At 63.6% G+C, this 18,366-nt stretch carries 17 protein-coding genes; 8 read left to right on the top strand and 9 right to left on the bottom strand.

The window, feature by feature from the left end; all coding sequences use genetic code 11:
* Window positions 1-42: 42 nt before the first annotated feature.
* The 8 genes from LB564_RS13770 (at window position 43) to LB564_RS13805 (ending at window position 7,338) form a co-directional block, all read left to right on the top strand.
* Window positions 43-1,362 carry an ABC transporter substrate-binding protein gene (locus LB564_RS13770; RefSeq protein WP_140705343.1) on the top strand — a complete coding sequence of 440 codons (1,320 nt, stop codon included), beginning with the start codon at window positions 43-45 and terminating at the stop codon, window positions 1,360-1,362.
* Window positions 1,363-1,488: 126 nt separating this feature from the next.
* Window positions 1,489-2,385, top strand: coding sequence for a carbohydrate ABC transporter permease (locus tag LB564_RS13775; protein WP_140705341.1), 897 nt, complete (start codon window positions 1,489-1,491; stop codon window positions 2,383-2,385).
* Window positions 2,386-2,402: 17 nt separating this feature from the next.
* A complete protein-coding gene (locus LB564_RS13780; RefSeq protein WP_224538464.1) occupies window positions 2,403-3,269 on the top strand; it encodes a carbohydrate ABC transporter permease in 867 nt (288 codons plus the stop codon).
* Window positions 3,270-3,272: 3 nt separating this feature from the next.
* Window positions 3,273-4,370: an ABC transporter ATP-binding protein gene (locus LB564_RS13785; protein ID WP_224538466.1), complete on the top strand. Its 1,098-nt coding sequence runs from the start codon at window positions 3,273-3,275 to the stop codon at window positions 4,368-4,370.
* 1 nt (window position 4,371) lies between these two features.
* Window positions 4,372-5,484, top strand: a complete 1,113-nt coding sequence (locus LB564_RS13790; RefSeq protein WP_140705335.1) for a mandelate racemase/muconate lactonizing enzyme family protein — start codon at window positions 4,372-4,374, stop codon at window positions 5,482-5,484.
* Between the two features lie 9 nt (window positions 5,485-5,493).
* Window positions 5,494-5,823 carry an L-rhamnose mutarotase gene (locus LB564_RS13795; RefSeq protein ID WP_224538467.1) on the top strand — a complete coding sequence of 110 codons (330 nt, stop codon included), beginning with the start codon at window positions 5,494-5,496 and terminating at the stop codon, window positions 5,821-5,823.
* On the top strand, window positions 5,816-6,892 hold the full coding sequence (locus tag LB564_RS13800) for a Gfo/Idh/MocA family protein (protein ID WP_224538469.1): 1,077 nt from the start codon (window positions 5,816-5,818) through the stop codon (window positions 6,890-6,892). The genes LB564_RS13795 and LB564_RS13800 overlap by 8 nt, the downstream gene beginning before the upstream one ends.
* Window positions 6,889-7,338, top strand: a complete 450-nt coding sequence (locus LB564_RS13805; RefSeq protein ID WP_224538706.1) for a MaoC/PaaZ C-terminal domain-containing protein — start codon at window positions 6,889-6,891, stop codon at window positions 7,336-7,338. The genes LB564_RS13800 and LB564_RS13805 overlap by 4 nt, the downstream gene beginning before the upstream one ends.
* An 11-nt stretch (window positions 7,339-7,349) precedes the next feature.
* Here LB564_RS13805 and LB564_RS13810 read toward each other — a convergent pair whose 3' ends face one another.
* From LB564_RS13810 to LB564_RS13850, 9 genes are all read right to left on the bottom strand, one after another.
* Window positions 7,350-7,859, bottom strand: coding sequence for an ABC transporter permease subunit (locus LB564_RS13810; protein ID WP_224538472.1), 510 nt, complete (start codon window positions 7,857-7,859; stop codon window positions 7,350-7,352).
* A 291-nt stretch (window positions 7,860-8,150) separates the two neighbouring features.
* Window positions 8,151-9,011 carry a 2-aminoethylphosphonate ABC transporter permease subunit gene (locus tag LB564_RS13815; protein ID WP_224538474.1) on the bottom strand — a complete coding sequence of 287 codons (861 nt, stop codon included), beginning with the start codon at window positions 9,009-9,011 and terminating at the stop codon, window positions 8,151-8,153.
* Window positions 9,004-10,149: an ABC transporter ATP-binding protein gene (locus tag LB564_RS13820; protein WP_224538476.1), complete on the bottom strand. Its 1,146-nt coding sequence runs from the start codon at window positions 10,147-10,149 to the stop codon at window positions 9,004-9,006. Before LB564_RS13820 ends, LB564_RS13815 begins: the two co-directional genes overlap by 8 nt.
* Before the next feature lie 32 nt (window positions 10,150-10,181).
* Complete coding sequence (locus LB564_RS13825; protein ID WP_224538478.1) at window positions 10,182-11,210, bottom strand: 2-aminoethylphosphonate ABC transporter substrate-binding protein; 1,029 nt, start codon at window positions 11,208-11,210, stop codon at window positions 10,182-10,184.
* Between the two features lie 254 nt (window positions 11,211-11,464).
* Window positions 11,465-12,475: an NAD(P)-dependent oxidoreductase gene (locus LB564_RS13830; protein ID WP_224538480.1), complete on the bottom strand. Its 1,011-nt coding sequence runs from the start codon at window positions 12,473-12,475 to the stop codon at window positions 11,465-11,467.
* Window position 12,476: 1 nt separating this feature from the next.
* Window positions 12,477-13,835: an aspartate aminotransferase family protein gene (locus tag LB564_RS13835; RefSeq protein ID WP_224538482.1), complete on the bottom strand. Its 1,359-nt coding sequence runs from the start codon at window positions 13,833-13,835 to the stop codon at window positions 12,477-12,479.
* Between the two features lie 70 nt (window positions 13,836-13,905).
* A complete protein-coding gene (gene phnY, locus LB564_RS13840) occupies window positions 13,906-15,363 on the bottom strand; it encodes a phosphonoacetaldehyde dehydrogenase (protein WP_140705315.1) in 1,458 nt (485 codons plus the stop codon).
* 261 nt (window positions 15,364-15,624) lie between these two features.
* Window positions 15,625-16,881: a phosphonoacetate hydrolase gene (gene phnA / locus LB564_RS13845; protein ID WP_224538484.1), complete on the bottom strand. Its 1,257-nt coding sequence runs from the start codon at window positions 16,879-16,881 to the stop codon at window positions 15,625-15,627.
* 24 nt (window positions 16,882-16,905) lie between these two features.
* Entirely contained in the window at window positions 16,906-18,105 is a 1,200-nt protein-coding gene (locus LB564_RS13850) for a 2-aminoethylphosphonate--pyruvate transaminase (RefSeq protein WP_140705902.1), read from the bottom strand.
* Between the last annotated feature and the right edge of the window lie 261 nt (window positions 18,106-18,366).

Raw genomic sequence — 18,366 nt, forward strand, 5'->3', positions numbered from 1 at the left:
CGAGTTGCCGGCGCCGCCAAGGCGCACCCAGGGAGGATACCAATGAACAGACTGCTTTCCGGCGTTTGCGCCGGCGCATTGGTGCTTGCGTCAGGCGCAGGCACCGCCCTTGCCGGCGACCTGCCCGGCAAATTCGAAGGCGTGACCGTCGACGTGAAACTGATCGGCGGCCAGCAATATGAAAAGCTCTACGAGCGCATCCCCGAATGGGAGAAGGCGACAGGCGCCAAGGTCAACATCCTGACCAAGAAGAACGGCTTCGATATCGACAAGGAGCTCAAGTCCGACATCGCCTCGGGCAGCACCAACTGGTGCGTCGGCTGGAACCATTCCTCCTTCGCGCCACAATATACCGGGCTCTACACCGACCTCAGCAAGCTCCTGCCGAAATCGGAGATCGACGCCTTCGTGCCGTCGACGATCACGGCGGCGACCATCGACGGCAAGCTGGAGATGCTGCCGCGTGCGCAGTTCGACGTCTCTGCGCTCTATTACCAGAAGAGCCTTTACGAGAACGCCGACAACAAAGCCAAGTTCAAGGCCAAATACGGCTATGACCTGGTGCCGCCGGACACCTGGAAAGAAGTCACCGACCAGGCCGAGTTCTTCGCCAACCCGCCCAATTTCTACGGCACGCAGTTCGCCGGCAAGGAAGAGGCGATCAATGGCCGCTTCTATGAGATGGTGGTCGCCGAGGGCGGCGAATATCTCGACAAGGACGGCAAGCCGGTCTTCAACTCCGAGGCCGGCATCCGGGCGCTCGACTGGTTCGTCAACCTCTACAAGGCCAAGGCGGTGCCGGCCGGGACCACCAACTACCTCTGGGACGATCTGGGCCAGGGCTTCGCCTCCGGCACCGTCGCCATCAACCTCGATTGGCCGGGCTGGGCCGGCTTCTTCAACGACCCGAAGTCGTCGAAGGTCGCCGGCAATGTCGGCGTCAAGGTCGCACCGAAGGGCTCTTCCGGCAAGCGCACCGGCTGGTCGGGCTTCCATGGCTTCTCGGTGACCGAGAACTGCCCGAACAAGGAGGCCGCGGCGTCGCTGGTGTGGTGGCTGACCAATGAGGACAGCCAGAAGCTCGAGGCCGCCGCGGGTCCGCTACCGACCCGCACCGCGGTCTGGGACTGGGACCTGCAGCAGGCGGCGAGTGATCCTTACAAGAAGGAGGTTCTGTCTGCCTTCCAGGAAGAAGCCAAGCACGCCTTCGCCGTGCCGCAGACGCCTGAATGGATCGAGATCTCGAACGCCGTCTATCCCGAGTTGCAGGCGGCGATCCTCGGCGACAAGACTTCCAAGCAGGCATTGGACGAAGCCGCCGCCAAGGCGACGCAGATCCTTCAGGACGCCGGTAAACTCTAGGCATTGCTCCCAACGCCGCCTCTCCCATTCACAAATGGGGGAGGCGATCGCCTTTTGGCGGCACTGTTCGTTTCACCATATCGGGCCTCGGCCCAAGATTTGAATGCCAGACACCAGAGGAGCCCGATGAAGGGCCTCAAGCCATCCGCGCCGTTCCTGCTGCTGCTTCCGGCCATCGTCGTGCTGGCGGCGGTCGTCGTGGTGCCGCTGCTTCTGTCGCTCTATTCCAGCTTCACGCCGTTCCGCCTGACCAAGCCCGAGACGTTCTTCGTCTTCGTGGGTTTCCGCAACTATCTCTCGATCCTGGCCAACACCGATTTCTGGTGGGCGTTCGGGCGCACGGTTCTGCTGCTGACGATCGCGCTCAATCTCGAAATGCTGCTTGGCCTCGGCCTGGCGATGCTGGTCGAGAAGGCGACGCGCGGGCAACGCATCCTACGCACGCTGATGATGTTCCCGATGATGTTCTCGCCGATCCTGGTCGGCTTCCAGTTCAAATTCATGTTCAACGACAATATCGGCCTGGTGAACAACGCCCTGCAGTCGCTCGGCATCACCAGGGATGCCATCCCGTGGCTGATCGAAGGCCATCTCGCCTTCATCGCCATTTCGGTTGCCGAGATCTGGTCGTCGACGGCGATTTTTGCCATTCTCATCCTCGCCGGGCTGCTCGCCATGCCCAAGGAGCCGATCGAGGCGGCGCGCGTCGATGGCTGCACGCCGTGGCAGACATTCCGCTATGTGACGTGGCCGTTCGTCATGCCCTTCGCCTACATCGCCATGACCATCCGCTCGCTCGACGTCGCGCGCGCCTATGACATCGTCAAGATCATGACCGATGGCGGACCGGCTGGCCGCACAGAGCTTTTGTGGACGCTGGTGGCGCGCACCGCCTATAGCGACGGGCGCATGGGCATGGCCAACGCCATGGCCTATTTCTCGATCCTGCTGTCGATCGCCTTCACCGTCTATTTCTTCAACAAGCTCGCCGCGGCGCGCACGCAAATCGGCGCCGAGTGGTGAAGGGCGGGGTGGTGAAGATGGACGAGAATTCTTCCGCCCGCCTGAAGCGCCGGCTGCTCGGCATCGTCTATCGTATCGGCCTGTTCCTGGCGATGCTGACCATCTGCCTGCCTGGCCTGTGGATCGTGCTGTCGTCGCTCAGGCCGACAGTCGAGATCATGGCCAAACCGCCGGTGTGGATCCCGCAGGAAATCTCCTTCGACGCCTATGTCGCGATGTTCTCAGGCATCGGCAAGGGCGGCATCCCGGTCATCGAATATTTTCGCAATTCGCTGATCATCTCGGTAACCTCGACGGTGATCGCGGTCGCCATCGGCATGGCGGGGGGCTATGCCTTCGCGCGCTACCGCTTCCGCGGCAAGTCGAGCGTGTTCCTCGGGCTGATGCTGACCCGCACGGTGCCAGGCATCGCGCTGTCGCTGCCGCTGTTCTTCCTCTATGTGCGGCTCGGCATCATCGATACGCATTTCGGCCTGATCCTGGCCTATGTCGCACTCAACGTGCCGTTCACGATCTGGCTGATCGACGGCTTCTTCCGCCAGGTGCCCAAGGATCTCGCCGAAGCCGCCCAGATCGACGGCTGCACGCGCTGGCAGGCCTTCTGGCAGGTCGAGTTTCCGCTCGCCGGTCCGGGCATCGCGTCTGCCGCGATCTTTGCCTTCCTGACCTGCTGGAACGAGTTCGCGCTGGCCTCGCAACTGACCCGCTCGGTCAGCGCCAAGACGCTGCCGGTCGGCCTGCTCGACTATACGGCCGAATTCACCATCGATTGGCGCGGCATGTGCGCGCTCGCCGTCGTGATGATCATCCCGGCACTCACGCTTACCTTCATCGTCCAGAAACACCTTGTCGGCGGCCTGACCTCCGGCGCGGTGAAAGGCTGATCCATGGCAACGGTTTCCCTAAAAAAACTGACCAAGCGCTACGGCAACATCGAGATCGTGCATGGCATCGACCTCGACATCACCGACCGCGAATTCATCGCGCTGGTCGGGCCCTCCGGCTGCGGCAAGTCGACGACGCTGCGCATGATCGCCGGGCTGGAAGAAATCAGCGCCGGCTCGATCGAGATCGGCGGGCGCGTCGTGAACGATCTGCCGCCGCGTTCACGCAACATCTCCATGGTGTTCCAGTCCTACGCGCTCTATCCGCACATGACGGTGCGCGAGAATCTCGGCTTTTCGCTCAAGATCGCGGGCGCCGCCAAGGACGATATGGACCGACGCGTCGCGGAGGCGTCGGCCATACTCGGCCTCGACACGCTGCTCGACCGCCGCCCCTCGCAACTGTCCGGTGGGCAACGCCAGCGCGTCGCCATGGGCCGTGCCATCGTGCGCGACCCGGATGTGTTCCTGTTCGACGAGCCGCTTTCCAATCTCGACGCCAAACTGCGCACGCAGATGCGAACCGAGATCAAGAAGCTGCATGCCAAGGTGCAGTCGACGGTGATCTACGTCACCCACGATCAGGTCGAGGCGATGACGCTTGCCGACCGCATCGTCATCATGCGCGACGGCCATATCGAACAGGTTGGCACCCCAGACGAAGTGTTCCGCCGGCCCGCGACGCGCTTCGTCGCCGGCTTCATCGGCTCGCCGCCTATGAACCTGCATGAGGCCACGGTCAGTGACGGCCAACTGGTCTTCGCCAGCGGCGCCAAGCTGCCCCTGCCCGGTCAGTTCAAGGCCAATGTCGCCGCCGGCGACAAGGTGGTGTTCGGGCTGCGGCCCGATGACATCTATCCGACCGGCCATGGCATCAGCTCCGGCGGTGCCGCGGACGTGCACCAGATCGAACTGCCGATCACCGTCACCGAACCGCTCGGCAACGAGACGCTGGTGTTCGTCGAGTTCAACGGCAGCGACTGGGTTTCGCGCATGCTGAACCCGCGCCCACTGAAGCCTGGCGAGCGGGTGACGATGAGCCTGGACTTGTCGCAAGCGCATCTGTTTGCCGTCGACACCGGCAAGACATTGCGGAGCTGAAATGGCCAGGATCGAAAAGATAGAACTGCGGATGGTCGACCTCGTCCCCAAGGTCAAGCGCACCGACGCCATCCAGAGTTTCGTCAGCCAGGAAACGCCGATCGTCACCATCACGGATTCCGATGGCGCGGTCGGCACGGGTTACAGCTACACGATCGGCACCGGCGGCTCGTCGGTGATGCGGCTGCTCTCCGACCATCTCGCGCCACGTCTCGTCGGCCGCGACCCTGACATGATCGAGGCGATCTGGCACGATCTGGAATTCGCCACCCATGCGACCACGATCGGCGCCATCACGGCCATCGCCATCGCGGCGATCGACACGGCACTGTGGGATCTCAGGGCGAAGAAGCAGAACCTGCCGCTGTGGAAGCTCGCCGGCGGCGCCAAGGACCGCTGCCCGCTCTACACGACCGAAGGCGGCTGGCTGCACATCGAGACCCAGGCGCTGGTCGATGATGCATTGGCCGCCAAGGCCAAGGGGTTTCGCGGCTCGAAGGTAAAGATCGGCAGGCCGCATGGATCGGAGGATCTCGCGCGGCTCGCGGCAGTGCGCAAGGCGGTCGGCGACGGCTACGAGATCATGACCGACGCCAACCAGGGTTTTTCCGTCGACGAGGCGATCCGGCGCGCCGCGAGGTTGCGCGAACTCGACCTCGCCTGGATCGAGGAGCCGTTGCCCGCCGACGACATAGACGGACACATCAGGCTGTCCAACTCAACGCCGACGCCGATCGCCATCGGCGAGTCGCTCTATTCCATGCGCCATTTCCGCGAATACATGCAGAAAGGCGCCTGCTCGATCGTACAGGTCGATGTCGGCCGCATCGGCGGCATCACGCCCTGGCTCAAGATCGCCCATGCGGCGGAGGCCTTCGACATTCCGGTCTGCCCGCATTTCCTGATGGAATTGCATGTCAGCCTGACCTGCGCTGTTCAGAACGGCAGATATGTCGAGTACATTCCTCAACTCGACCAGTTGACCGGCAAGCGCATGCGCATCGAGGATGGGCATGCGCTGGCGCCCGACGAGCCCGGTATCGGCATCGATTGGGACTGGGACGCGGTCAAGGCCATGAGCATCGCCGAATTCACCACGGCGATCACCACATAAGGAGCTGATATGCAGCGGATGGGATTTGTACTCGGGCTGAAGCCGGAGAAGGTCGAGGAATATGTTCGCCTGCATGCCGCCGTCTGGCCCGACGTGCTGACCATGATTTCGGCCTGCAACATCAAGAACTATTCCATTTACCTGAAGCGGCCGGAGAACCTGCTGTTCAGCACCTTCGAGTACCACGGCACCGACTACGTGGCCGACATGGCAAAAATGGCGGCGGACCCGAAGACGCAGGAATGGTGGGCCGTCTGCATACCTTGCCAGGAGCCGCTTGCGACCCGCAAAGAGGGTGAATGGTGGGCTTCCATGGACGAGGTCTTTCACCATGACTGAAGGCGGTTTCGACCCTGCCTCACTTGTCCAGGCCTGGGCCAAACCCTCACAACCCCGACCGATCGTCACTTTCGGCGCAGGGTCGATCGTCGGCGACGCGCATTTTCCCGCCTACCGGAAGGCGGGGTTTCCGATCGCCGGTCTCTACGACCCGGACCACGCCAAAGCGCGGGCCCTGGCCGAAAAATGGGACGTCTCCGTCTTCCGCTCGGTGGAGGAGGCCGCTGGAGTGAACGACGCGATCTTCGATCTGGCGACGCCACCGGGACGGCATGCCGAGATTCTGAAGGCTCTGCCCGACGGCGCGGTCGCCCTGATCCAGAAACCGATGGGCAACTATCTCGGCGAAGCAACCGAAATCCTCGAAATCTGCCGCGCCGGGAATCTCAGAGCGGCGGTGAATTTCCAGCTTCGCTTCGCGCCGATGATGCTGGCGCTGAAGGACGCCGTCGCCAAGGGCTGGCTCGGCGAGGTCGTCGACTTCGACGCCTGGCTGGCACTGGCGACGCCGTGGCAATTGTGGGAATTCCTGCTCAAGGCGCCGCGCGTCGAGATCGCCATGCATTCGATCCACTATCTCGACCTGATCCGGCAATTGCTCGGCGACCCCAAGGGTGTTCACGCCAAGACGCTTGGCCATCCCAATCACAGAGTGGCGCAGACGCGCACCAGCGCCATTCTCGACTATGGCGACACGGTGCGCTGCGCGCTGTCGATCAACCACGACCACAAGTTCGGGCGCCGGCACCAGGCCTGCGAGTTCCGCATCAGCGGCACCGAGGGTGCGGCCTATCTCAAGCTCGGTCTCAACCTCGACTATCCCCGAGGCGAGCCGGACATTCTGGAAATCTACCCGAAAGGCGGGAGCGATTGGATCGCAGTGCCTTTGGCCGGCGAATGGTTTCCCGACGCCTTTGTTGCGCGGATGGCCAATGTCCAGCGCTTTGCATCGGGCGATGACGCCGAACTGGTCAGCTCGGTCGAGGACGCCTGGAACACAATGGCGCTGGTGGAAGCGGCCTATCGCTCGAGCGCGGCGCCAGCGACGCCGATCGCGGAAAGGCCCTGATGGAACAGATCACCTATTTCGAGGACTACGAGATCGGCTCGTCACGCCTCACCAGCGGCCGCACCATCACCGAGACCGACTTCGTCGTCCATGCCGGCCACACCGGCGATTTCTTCCCGCACCATATGGACGCCGAGTTCATGAAGACGACCCCGTTCGGCCAGCGCATCGCGCATGGCACGCTGGTGTTCTCGGTCGGCATCGGGCTGACGGCGACGGTCATCAATCCCGTTGCCTTTTCCTATGGCTATGACCGGCTGCGCTTCATCAAGCCGGTGTTCATCGGCGACACCATCCGCACCCGCACCACCATCGCGGCCAAGGAAGACGATCCGAAGCGGCCGAATTCAGGACGCGTGATCGAGCGCTGCGAGGTGATCAACCAGCGCGGCGAAGTGGTGCTGGCTGCCGACCACATCTACATCGTTGAACGCAAGCCGGCCTGAGGCAATGTCCGCTATGCACCGGTGGCACGCTTGGTGATGCGCTCCAGCCCAAGCAGCAGGACCAGCGTCGCCGCCACCAGGATCATGGTGAGCGCGGCACCGGCAAAGATATCACCGCGATCGGTGAGCGAGAAGATCGACACTGGCAGCGTCACCCAGCCCGGCGGATAAACCATGACGGTTGCGCCGAGTTCACCCATCGACAACGCGAAGCTCAGACCGAAGGCGGCGACCAGATAGGGCGCGAGCAAGGGCAGCGTGACATGCCAGAGCCGGTAGGCCGGCCGTGCGCCGAGGCTCGACGCGACCTGCTCGAAGTCGGGCGACAGCCGCGCCAGCCCGGCCGAGACATTGCCGAAGGTGAAAGCCGAGATCAGCACGAAATGCGCGATCATGACGATGGCGATCGTGCCGTTGAGCAGCAGCGGCGGATGGCTGAAGGCCACCAACAGGCCGAGGCCGATGGACACCGAAGGCACCGCGCTCGGGATGAAGAACAAAAGGCCGAGCAGCCGCTTCAAAGCAGGGCCCTTGAAGACGAAGCGACAAGGCCGCCCAGGTGCCGCTGACCAGCGCCAATGCGCTTGCCGCGAAGCCGGTGACGAGGCTCGCCTTGACCGCGTTCCAGGCCGCGCCCTTGGCGACATCGGCGTAGTGCTCCGTGGTCAAGCCATTTGGCAGCACGCCGTTCCATTGGTCGGCGAGGCTGGACAAGAGGATGACAGCCAGCGGCGCCAGAAACAGCACGCCGAAGATCAGCGCGAAGATCACCCAGATCACCAAGCGGCCGGAGCGCGACCAGACCAGCATGGCTAGACTCCCAACCGGCCGGCGGCGAAACGGTAGAGGCCGAACAGGCCGAGCGACAGCGCGATGTTGACCACGGCGATGATGCAGGCGACCTGGTAGGCCGATTCCTGGATTGCCTTGCCATAGATCAGCAACGGCAGCGTGATCACGCCCTTGGCGCCGATGAACAGCACGATGCCGAATTCGTTGACAGTGAGCAGCAGGCAGAGGCTGCCACCGGCGATGAGCGCGGGAATTGCCGCCGGCAGGATGATCTGGCGCACAATGCGGAACGGCCTGGCGCCAAGCACGCTTGCCGCTTCGATCTGGCCGCGATCGACCAGCGAGAAAGCGGCGAGCAGCGGTCGCAGGATGAAGGGCGTGTACACCGTGACTTCCGCCAGCACGACGCCCCAGGTCGAATAGAGGAAATCGACCGGTGGCAGCGGCAGCGAGAAGGCCTCCATCAGCCCGGAGTTGAGCATGCCCGCGGAACCGTAAAGGAAGGTGAAGGCAAGCGTCACCAGGAAGGTCGGCAGGGCGATGAAGGTGTCGATCAGCCGGGCGATGAAGCCGCTACCGGGGAACGGCACGAAGGCCAGGATCAGCGCCAGCACGAGGCCGACGATCAGGCAACCGGCGGTCGCGGTGACCGAGATCGTCACCGTATTGATCAGCGCGTTGACGAAGAAGCGCGAATGCAGGACGCGGATGATCTCCGCGACATTGGCGACACCGGTGTCGTCGAGGAAGGCCTGACGTATAATCAGCGCCAGCGGGTAAAAGAACAGCAGCGCCAGCAGCGCCGCCGGTGGCACGATCCATAGCCGGCCCGGCTCTCGCTTCCTCGCCGTCGGCGCAGCAATGGCGAGCGCTTCAGACACTGGCGTCTTCCGGAAGAAGCGACGTATCGGCCGGCGCAAAGAACAGCGGCACCTTTGCGCCGGGTTCGGGCAAGGCGACAGGCAGTTTCGTCGCCGAGACACGCACCGGCGTGCCGTCGACATCGAGAACCAGATGGGTAAGTTCGCCCTGCCAGTGCACCTCGCTCAGCGTGCCGACAATGCGGTTGGTGTGCTCGCTGTCTGCCGTCAGGCTCAGATGCTGCGGCCTGATGCAGAGCAGGCTCTTGTCGCCGGCCTTCTCGTCGCGGCCGGCCCCGGTGAGCACGGCATCACCATGCCTTGCCATGGCAAAGCCCTTCGGGCCGGCAGCTTCGGCAACCGTCACCGGCAGCAGGTTGGCGCGGCCGAGGAACTCGGCTGTGAAGCGGTTTGGCGGGCGGCGATAGAGTTCGGTCGTCGGCCCATGCGAACAGACCCTGCCGTCACGCATGATGGCGATCTTGTCGGCAAGCGTCAGCGCCTCGGTCTGGTCATGGGTGACATAGAGGATGGTCAGGCCGGGCAGGCTGCGGTGCAGCCGGGCGATCTCCTCCACCATGTTGCGGCGGATCTGCGCGTCGAGCGCCGACAGCGGCTCGTCGAGCAGGAGCACGCGCGGCCGCACGGCCAGGGCGCGGGCAATTGCGACGCGCTGCTGCTGGCCGCCCGAAAGTTCGCGCGGATAACGCCGGGCAAATGTCGCCATGCCGACGGTGGCGAGCGCATCCTTCACCCGTTCGCCGATCAACGCCTTGTCGGCGCCTTGTGCCCGCAGGCCAAAGGCGACGTTGTCCTCGACGCGCATATGCGGGAACAGCGCGTAGTTCTGCACCACCATGCCGAGGCCGCGCTCATAGGGCGGCAGGTCGGTGACGTCGGTCGCGCCGATGCGGATGCGGCCGCTTGCCGGCCGCACGAACCCGGCCACGGCGCGTAGTGCCGTGGTCTTGCCTGAACCGGACGGGCCGATCATCGCAAGGATTTCGCCCGGCGCGATGTCGAGGGTCAGCGGATGCAGGACGACATGGGCGCCATAGGCGACGCTGACCTTGTCGAAGTGGACGTTGGAGCCGGCGCCGCGAATTTTCGCGGCGTCGATGTCCATGACACTGGGACCTGTGAAAGCGACGGCCGACATGGCTTGGTCCTCCGGATTTCTGCCCTCGGGTGTCAGCTTCCGGTCGCTTCGTTCCACTTCTTGACGTAGTCGGGGAGCTTCTTCAGCGCCTCGTCCCAGTTCGGCGACCAGATGGTCAGACCCTTCATGGCCTCCTGCAGCTTGGCGAAATTGGCGTCATCAGGCGTCACGTCCTTGCGGGCGGGCATGCCGATGGCAATCGAGCTTACGGTCGACTGGGCTTCCTTGGACAGCAGGAAGTCGATCAGCTTCTTGCCGTTGTCGCCATTCGGCGCACCGGTGACCAGTCCGATTTCATATGGCAGCGCGAAGGTGGAGCGCACGCCGTCGGGACCGGCAGGCCAGAACACCTTGATGTTGGGATTGTCGGCCATCTGCGACATGTTCATCTGCAGGTCGCCATTGGCGACGTGCAGTTCGCCCTTGTTGACCAGCGCGGTCAGCTTGCCGGTCGAGGCGGACGGGCCGACATTGTTGTCCTGCAGCTTCTTCATGAATTCGAAGCCGGCATCCTCGCCGCCAAAGGCATGGATGATCTGCAGCATGACGGCGGTGCCATCGCCGGCCTGGCCGGGGGTCGAATACTGGATCTTGCCCTTGAATTTGGGATCGAGCAGGTCGTTGTAGCTCTTCGGCGCTTCCGACAGCACGGCGCTGTTGTAGATGAAGTTCATGTAGTTGTTGACCAGCGGCCGGTACTTGTCGGTGCCGCCGTCGATCTGGGACGCGGCTTCGGGCTTGTAGTCCTGCAGCAGGCCATCCGCGGCGGCGCGCTGGATGAAGGGCGGCAAGGTCACCAGCACGTCGGCCTGCGGGTTCGACTTCTCCTTGGCGACGCGCTCGACGACGCCACCCGAGCCTGCCTCGATGTATTGGACGGTGATGCCGGTGGCCTTGGTGAAGGCGGCGAATTCGGTCTCGTACCAGCTGCCATTGCCGTCATGCAGGCCGTCGGCGGAGTAGACGGTGACGACGCCGTCGGCGAGCGCCGGGCCGACGAGAGCCGCCGATGCGAGCAATGCGGTGAAGGCCGCGACCATGGTTGCGTTTCGTGATTTCATGGCGAGTTCCCCTTTGATTGAAGGCACATTCTGCGATGCACTAGGACCAACCGGCCTTGGGTCTCTTATGGACGTTGAGCCGGTTGGATGTCTTCGTTGTGACAACTCTGGGGATCGGGGATCGATAAGTAAAATCTATTTATTTTATGAGAGCCAAACTTCCTCTGATATTTGTCATGGAACTGTCGCATCCACGTCGTGGATAGAAACGTGGCCGGGCGGAGACCGGCTATGAGCTTGAAAAATATCGGTTATCAGCCGAACGTAATGCCTGCCGTCTGCGCCCGCAATCGCGGATCATGTGAGCGAATGGTCACCGGCCGCCCGTCGAGAATCTCGAAGCACCGCGCGAGCGTGTCGTCTTCCAGCCGGCGCATGGCCTCGTGGGTGAAGAAAGTAAGATGCGGAAACAGGATCACATTGTCGCGACCGAACAGCGCGCTCATCGGATGGCCTGACTTCGACAGCGGCTCCACCGAATAAACATCGAGGCCGGCCCCGCCGATGCGCCCGGCAACGATCGCCTCGACGAGGGCCGCCTCATCGATCAGCGCGCCGCGCGAGACATTGACGATGATTGCCGAGGGTTTGAGGCAGGCGAGTTCGTGCTTGCCGATCAGGCCGCGTGTCTGGTCGTTCAGCACGCAATGGATGGAGACGAAATCGCAGGCGCCCAGCATGGCATGGAGATCGTCCGCCTTCTCGATGCCGGCGGCGTGCATCGTCGAGGCATCGACACCGGGATCAAAGCCAAGCACGCGGGCGCGAAATCCCTGGCCGGCCATCCGCGCCATGCTGCGGCCGATCTTGCCGCAGCCGACGAGCCCGAGCGTGGCGCCGGAAATATCACGCCCCAGCCAGCGCTGCTCGGGCCAGATCCAGCCATCGCGCGCCATTGCCCGTGTGATCGCCGGCAGCCGCTTGGCGAGCGCAATCATCAGCGCGAAGGCGCCTTCGGCAACGGTTTCCTCGGCATATTCGGGCACGTTGACGACAGGAATGCCACGTCGGATCGCGGCGGGGATATCAATGGCGTCGATGCCGACGCCGTATTTGACGATGCCCTTCAGCTTCGGCGCCGCATCGATCACTCGCGCGGTGATCGGCGTATAGCACATGAGCAGAAGATCGGCGTCGGCCACCGCCTTGATGAGATCGGCTTCGGGAATGCCATCCGGCAGCGTCACCAGGTCGACGCCCCTCGCCCGCAGGCCGGCGTCAATGCCGGGGCATTCGAGTTCCCGGTCGGTGCGGATGGCCTTCATGTCAGGCCGCCAGAACCGCCGTCTCGACAATATCGAGGGCGCGATCGAGATCGGCCTCAGAGATGACCAATGGCGGTGACAGCGTCAGCACATTGCCTTGGCTGATCTTGAAGCTCAGGCCCTGTTCCAGGCAAGCGTAAAAGACGCGTTCTGCAAGATCGCGCGCCGGCGCGCGCGAAGCGCGGTCCTCGACCAACTCGACGCCCACCATCAGCCCCCTGCCCCTGACATCGCCGACATGGGGCGAGCGCGCCATCAGGTCCTGCATCCGCCCCAGCATATGGCGGCCGAGTTCAGCCGAACGCTCGACCAGCCCTTCCTCCAGGATGATGTCGATGGTGGTCAGCGCGGCACGCGTCGTCACCGGGTTTTTCTCGTGGGTGTAGTGGCCGATGGCGAAGCCGCCGGTGACGTCGAGATCGCTGCGCGCGATGACGGCGGCGATCGGCAAGATGCCGCCGCCGAGCGACTTGCCGAGGACGATGATGTCTGGTGTCACGCCGTCATGCTCGTGGGCGAAGAATTTGCCGGTCTTGCCGAGGCCGGTCGGAATCTCGTCGAAGATCAGCAGCGTGCCGTGCCGGTCGCAGGCCTCGCGCACCCGCTTCCAGAAACCGGGCGGCGGTGGATTGGGCGTCGCGCGCATCGGCTCGGCGATAACAGCCGCCACATCCTGCTCGCGGCCGAGCACATAGGCGATCATGTTGGCGCAGGCGAGGCCCGATGCCTCCAGGGAATCGTGGCCATAGGGGCAGCGATAGCCGTCCCAGGGCGCGACATGCTCGGTGCCGGTCATCATCGGACCTGATATGTGCGAGCGGAAGGTCGCCTCGCCGCCGACGCTGGCGGCGCCAAAACCGGCGCCGTGAAAGGCATCCCAGAACGACACCGTCTTGAAGCGGCCGGTGGCGGCGCGCGCGATCTTCAGCGCGACCTCGATGGCGTCGGAGCCGCCGGTGGTGAACAGCACCTTGCCGAGATCGCCCGGCGCGAGGGCCGCCAGTCTCTCCGCCAGTTCGACGGCCGGTTCGCAGGTGAAGCGGCGTGGCGCGAAGCAGAGATCGTCGAGCTGCTTCTTGATCGCCGCCACCAGTCTGGGGTGGCCGTAGCCGAGATGGTGGACGCTGTTGCCATGGAAATCCATGAAGCGGCGGCCGGCGGTGTCCTCGATCCAGATGCCCTCAGCCTTGGCGATCGTCGAAAGACAGGGGCTGGACAGGCTCTGGTGCATGAAGGCGGCCGCGTCGCGGTCGAGCAGGCCGCGAATGCGGGGATCGTCCTGGCCGGCATCCCAGCGGCCGCGCGCCGCCGTGGTGTTGGAATCGCCCTCTGTATGCACAAGCTCGGATATCGCGGCCATCGCCCTCTCCAAAACGCGAATGAGGGAGCGTTGGCCGCTCCCTCTGTTTCTGTCCGTCAGTCGCGTCCGGTCAGGACCACGGCAACGAAAATGTCTTCACATTGGTGTAGCTCTTCATCGCCTCGATGACGCCTTCCTTGTAACCATTGCCCGAATCCTTGATGCCGCCGAAGGGCGACATCTCGATACGGTAGCCCGGCACTTCCCAGATGTTGACCGTGCCGACCTCAAGGCCGGCGATGTATTTCTGCATGCGCGGAAACGAGTTGGTGCAGACGCCCGACGACAGGCCGAAGGCGGTCGAGTTCGAGAGCGCGATCAGCGCCTCGTCATCGTCGGGCGCACGCACGATCGGGATGATCGGCCCGAAGGTCTCTTCCATCACCAGTTCGGATGTGTGCGGCACGCGGTCGACGACGATCGGCGGCAGCAGCGCGCCCTGGCGGCCCGGATTGTAGAGGATCTCAGCCCCCTGCTCGGCGGCCATGTGGACGCGGGTTTCGAAGAGTGCGGCCGCCTTCTCGTGCACGACGGTGCCAAGGTCGGTCGACCGGTCCATCGGGTCGCCGAAGCGGATCTTCTTCGCCCGCTCCAGCACCAGCGGCACGAAACGGTCGGCGACGCTTTCCTGGACGAGGATGCGCTTCACAGCGGTGCAGCGCTGGCCGGAGTTTTTCGTCGCTCCGGCCACTGCCAGGTCCGCCGCCTTTGCCAAATCCTCGTCCGACAAATCGTTGAGGATGATCAGCGGATCGTTGCCGCCGAGTTCCAGCACCTGGCGTTTGTAGCCGGCGGTGCGGGCGATCATCTTGCCGACCGGCACGCCGCCGGTGAAGGTAATCAGGTCGATGTTCCCGTTGGTGATCATCTCGTTGCCGATGTCGGCCGGCCAGCCGGTCACCACCGACAGCATTTCCGGCGGCAGGCCGGCTTCGTAGAGGATGTCGGCCAGAAGCAGCGCCGTCATCGGCGTCAGTTCGGTCGGCTTGACGACCACGCAATTGTTGGTGGCGATCGCCGGCGCCACCTTATGCGAGACCATATTGAGCGGGTGGTTGAAAGGCGTGATCGCCGAGATCGCCTTCAGCGGCTCGCGCATGGTGAAGATCTTGCGCGCTTTGCCATGCGGGGTCAGGTCGCAGGAGAATATCTGGCCATCGTCCTGGATGCACATCTGCGCCGACAGCGTGAACACGTCATAGGCGCGGCCTACCTCGTAGAGCGAATCCGCCTTGGAGATACCGAGTTCGAGCGTGATGAGATCGGAGATTTCTTCGCGGCGCGACGCCAGCGCTTCCGCCGTGCGAAACAATATCTGCTGGCGCTCGTAGCGCGTCAGCTTCGACCGGTAGCCGGCGGCGATTTCGAAGGCCTGACGGGCGTGTTCGGCCCCGCCGGCGGGGACGGTGCCGACCACAGCATTGGTATAGGGGTAGTGGACGGGGACGACATCGTCGGCGTCAACCTTGCGCCCGGCGATCCGCATCGGCTCGTGGCGGACTGTGATGGAAGTATCGAGTTTGGTCATGTCGATTCCTAGATGCTCAGAGAGCCAGGTCGATTTTTCGTAGGGAATGGCATCGCGTCCTCCAATGGCTTCCCCCACTCCGTCGCCGCTTCGCGGCGCCACCTCTCCCCCCTCCGGAGGGAGAGGAAGGGAGCCAAGGCCGGCGAAGCGGCACCTTTCCTCTCCCCCGTCGATCGGGGGAGACGTGGCCCGAAGGGCCGGAGTGGGGGTCGACCAGCACTATCATCGATGGCTACACATCTTGCCGGCGGTCCAACTCAGCTACGCCAGCGCCGCCGCCATCGTCGCGTAGTAGAAGGCGTCAAAATTGCGCAAGGTCGGCTCATTGGGCAGATCCGGCAGCACGCGATTGACGATGAACGGCACCTCCTGCTCGGTCAGCCCGCCATGCGAGCGCAGCGGCTCATTGAGGGCAGCGAGATCATGACGATGCTCTGATGTGCCGATCGTCTTGTTCTCGGTCGAGATCAGCACGATGTCGCCGATGCGGTCAGCCGGCAGTTCAAAGCGCTCGCAGGCATCGGGGCTGTCGAGGACCAGCATGATGCCGTCGACCTCGGCAAGCCGCGCCATGATGCCGGCCTGGTCGGCGCCATCAGGCAGATAGGCGGTGGCGAAAGAGCCGAGAGCGCCGTGGTGCACGACATAGGGGTCGGTGATCGGCAGGATGACGCGGGCGGCGTCCTTGCCCAGCCATTCGTCGAGGAGGTCCTGAACGTAGACCACGGCGGGCGAACCATCGGCCTTGTGCTTGGGCTTCATGCCGTGGTCGGCGGTGACGACGATCGCCGCGCCCAGCGCATCGAGCTCGGTCAGGTACTTGTCGAACATTTCGTAGAAGGCATTGGCCTGCGGCACGCCGGGCGCATATTTGTGCTGCACATAATCGGTCGTCGTCAGGTACATGATGTCGGGGCGGTATTCCCTGAGCAGCTGAACGCCGGCGGCGAAGACGAATTCCGACAGTTCGGCCGAATAGACTTCCGGCACAGGCAGGCCGAAATGCTTCGAGGCATTGTCGATGCCGTGCTCGGCCACTGTCGTGGTGTCCGACTTTTCAGCCGAGAAGCACAGCGCGCGGCCTTCGTCGAAGGCGAGGCCCTTGCCGAGCAGCGCACGCAGCTTGTCCTTGGCGGTCACCACCGCGACCTTGGCGCCGGCATCGTAGAAGGCCTGGAAGACGGTCGGCGCGCGCAGGAAGCGCGGGTCGTTCATCATCACTTCCTTGCCGGTCTCGCGCTCGTAGAGATAGTTGCCGCAAATGCCGTGCACCGATGGCGGACGACCGGTGGCGATCGACAGGTTGTTGGGGTTGGTGAAGCTCGGAATGACCGAGTGCGCAAAGCGCACCGTGCCCTTCTGCTTGATCCTGACCAGGGCCGGCATCAGTCCGGCCTTGATCGCTTCGTCGAGATAGGCCGGCTCGCAACCATCGAGACAGATGGCGATGGCGGGCACGCGCGGCCAGGCATAAGTGCGGCCATTGACCGCGACATTGATGGGAGACATCTGGTTCATCTGGTATCCTCGAAATCGGCCGCTTCAGGCGGCGAGTTTGGCGCGCTCGGCGATTGCCGCGGCGGGTGGAGCGGCGGTGTCGACGCCCATTTCATCAAGCGACTGCGCCGCCGCCTCGACGACGCGGCGCATGACATGCTCGTCCATCTGGCCGATGCAGCCGACGCGGAAGGAATCCACGACGGTCAACTTGCCGGGATAGATGATGAAACCCTTGTCCTTCATCAGCTCGTAGAAGCGATCGAAGGCGAAGTTGGCGTGGGCCGGGTTGAAGAAGGTGACGATGATCGGCGACAGCCAACGGTCCCGGAGCAGCGTCTCGAAGCCGAGTTCGCGCATGCCCGCCACCATGACGTCGCGGTTCCTGACATAGCGGGCGCCGCGGCCGGCGACGCCGCCTTCGGCCTCGTGCTGGCGAAGCGCTTCGAGGAAGGCTGCGACGACATGGGTCGGCGGCGTGTAGCGCCACTGCCCGGTCTTGTTCATATGCGCCCACTGCGCATGGACGTCGAGCGACAGGGAATGGCTGCGCCCCTTGGCGGCTTCCAGTTCGCTCTTGCGGGCGATGATGAAGCCGAAGCCGGGCACGCCCTCGATGCATTTGTTGGCCGAGGAAACCATCGCCTCGTAGCGGATCTCGTTGACGTCCAGCGCGACGGCGCCGAAGGCACTCATGGAATCGACCAGCAGCTTGCGGCCCTTGGCATGGACGGCTTCGGCGATCTCGGCGACAGGGTTCAAAATGCCGGAGCTGGTCTCGCAATGAATGGCGATGACATGCGTGATCGCGGGGTCAGCCTCGAGCGCGGCCGCCACTTCGTCGCCGCGCGGCGGCAGGTAATCGCCCTTGTCGATCAACGTATAGGCACGGCCGAGATACTGCATGGTCTGCGCGGCGCGCAGGCCGTAGGCGCCGTTGGCTAGCACCAGAACCTTGCCGTCCCTGGGCACGAACGAGCCCAGCATCGCCTCGACGCAGAAGGAGCCCGAGCCTTGCATCGGCACGCAGTCGAACTCGCCTTTCACGTCGCCGGTCAGCGCCAGCAGGCGGCGGCGCATGTCTGATGTCATGGCGCGGAAGTCACCGTCCCACGATCCCCAGTCGCGCAGCATCGCCTGCTTGACCGAATAGGCCGTGGTGAGTGGCCCGGGGGTCAAAAGATAGGGCTCGCCCAGTGCCGGCCTGGCCAACGGCTCAGCGGCAAATATCGTCTCGGCGCGCATGGTGTCCTCCGACAGGTCGCTGCTTCTTTGATGTGGCGTCATTGTTGGTCCGGACGATATATTTGTAAAATCGTTATTTTGTATCGATGTATCGATTAGAACGATGGTCAAAAACGCATTGGACAGGCTGCCTGCTGGTCATGACACGACTGTGAACATCAGCGCCTTCATCCCCAGACATCAGGGGAATCGTTTATTCCCGGCTTTTGGATAGCAAGGCTTATGATAAGGTGCGGTTTCGGGCACCTGAAAGGCACAGAT

The sequence above is a fragment of the Mesorhizobium sp. ES1-6 genome, from assembly GCF_020164775.1.
Taxonomy (GTDB): domain Bacteria; phylum Pseudomonadota; class Alphaproteobacteria; order Rhizobiales; family Rhizobiaceae; genus Mesorhizobium.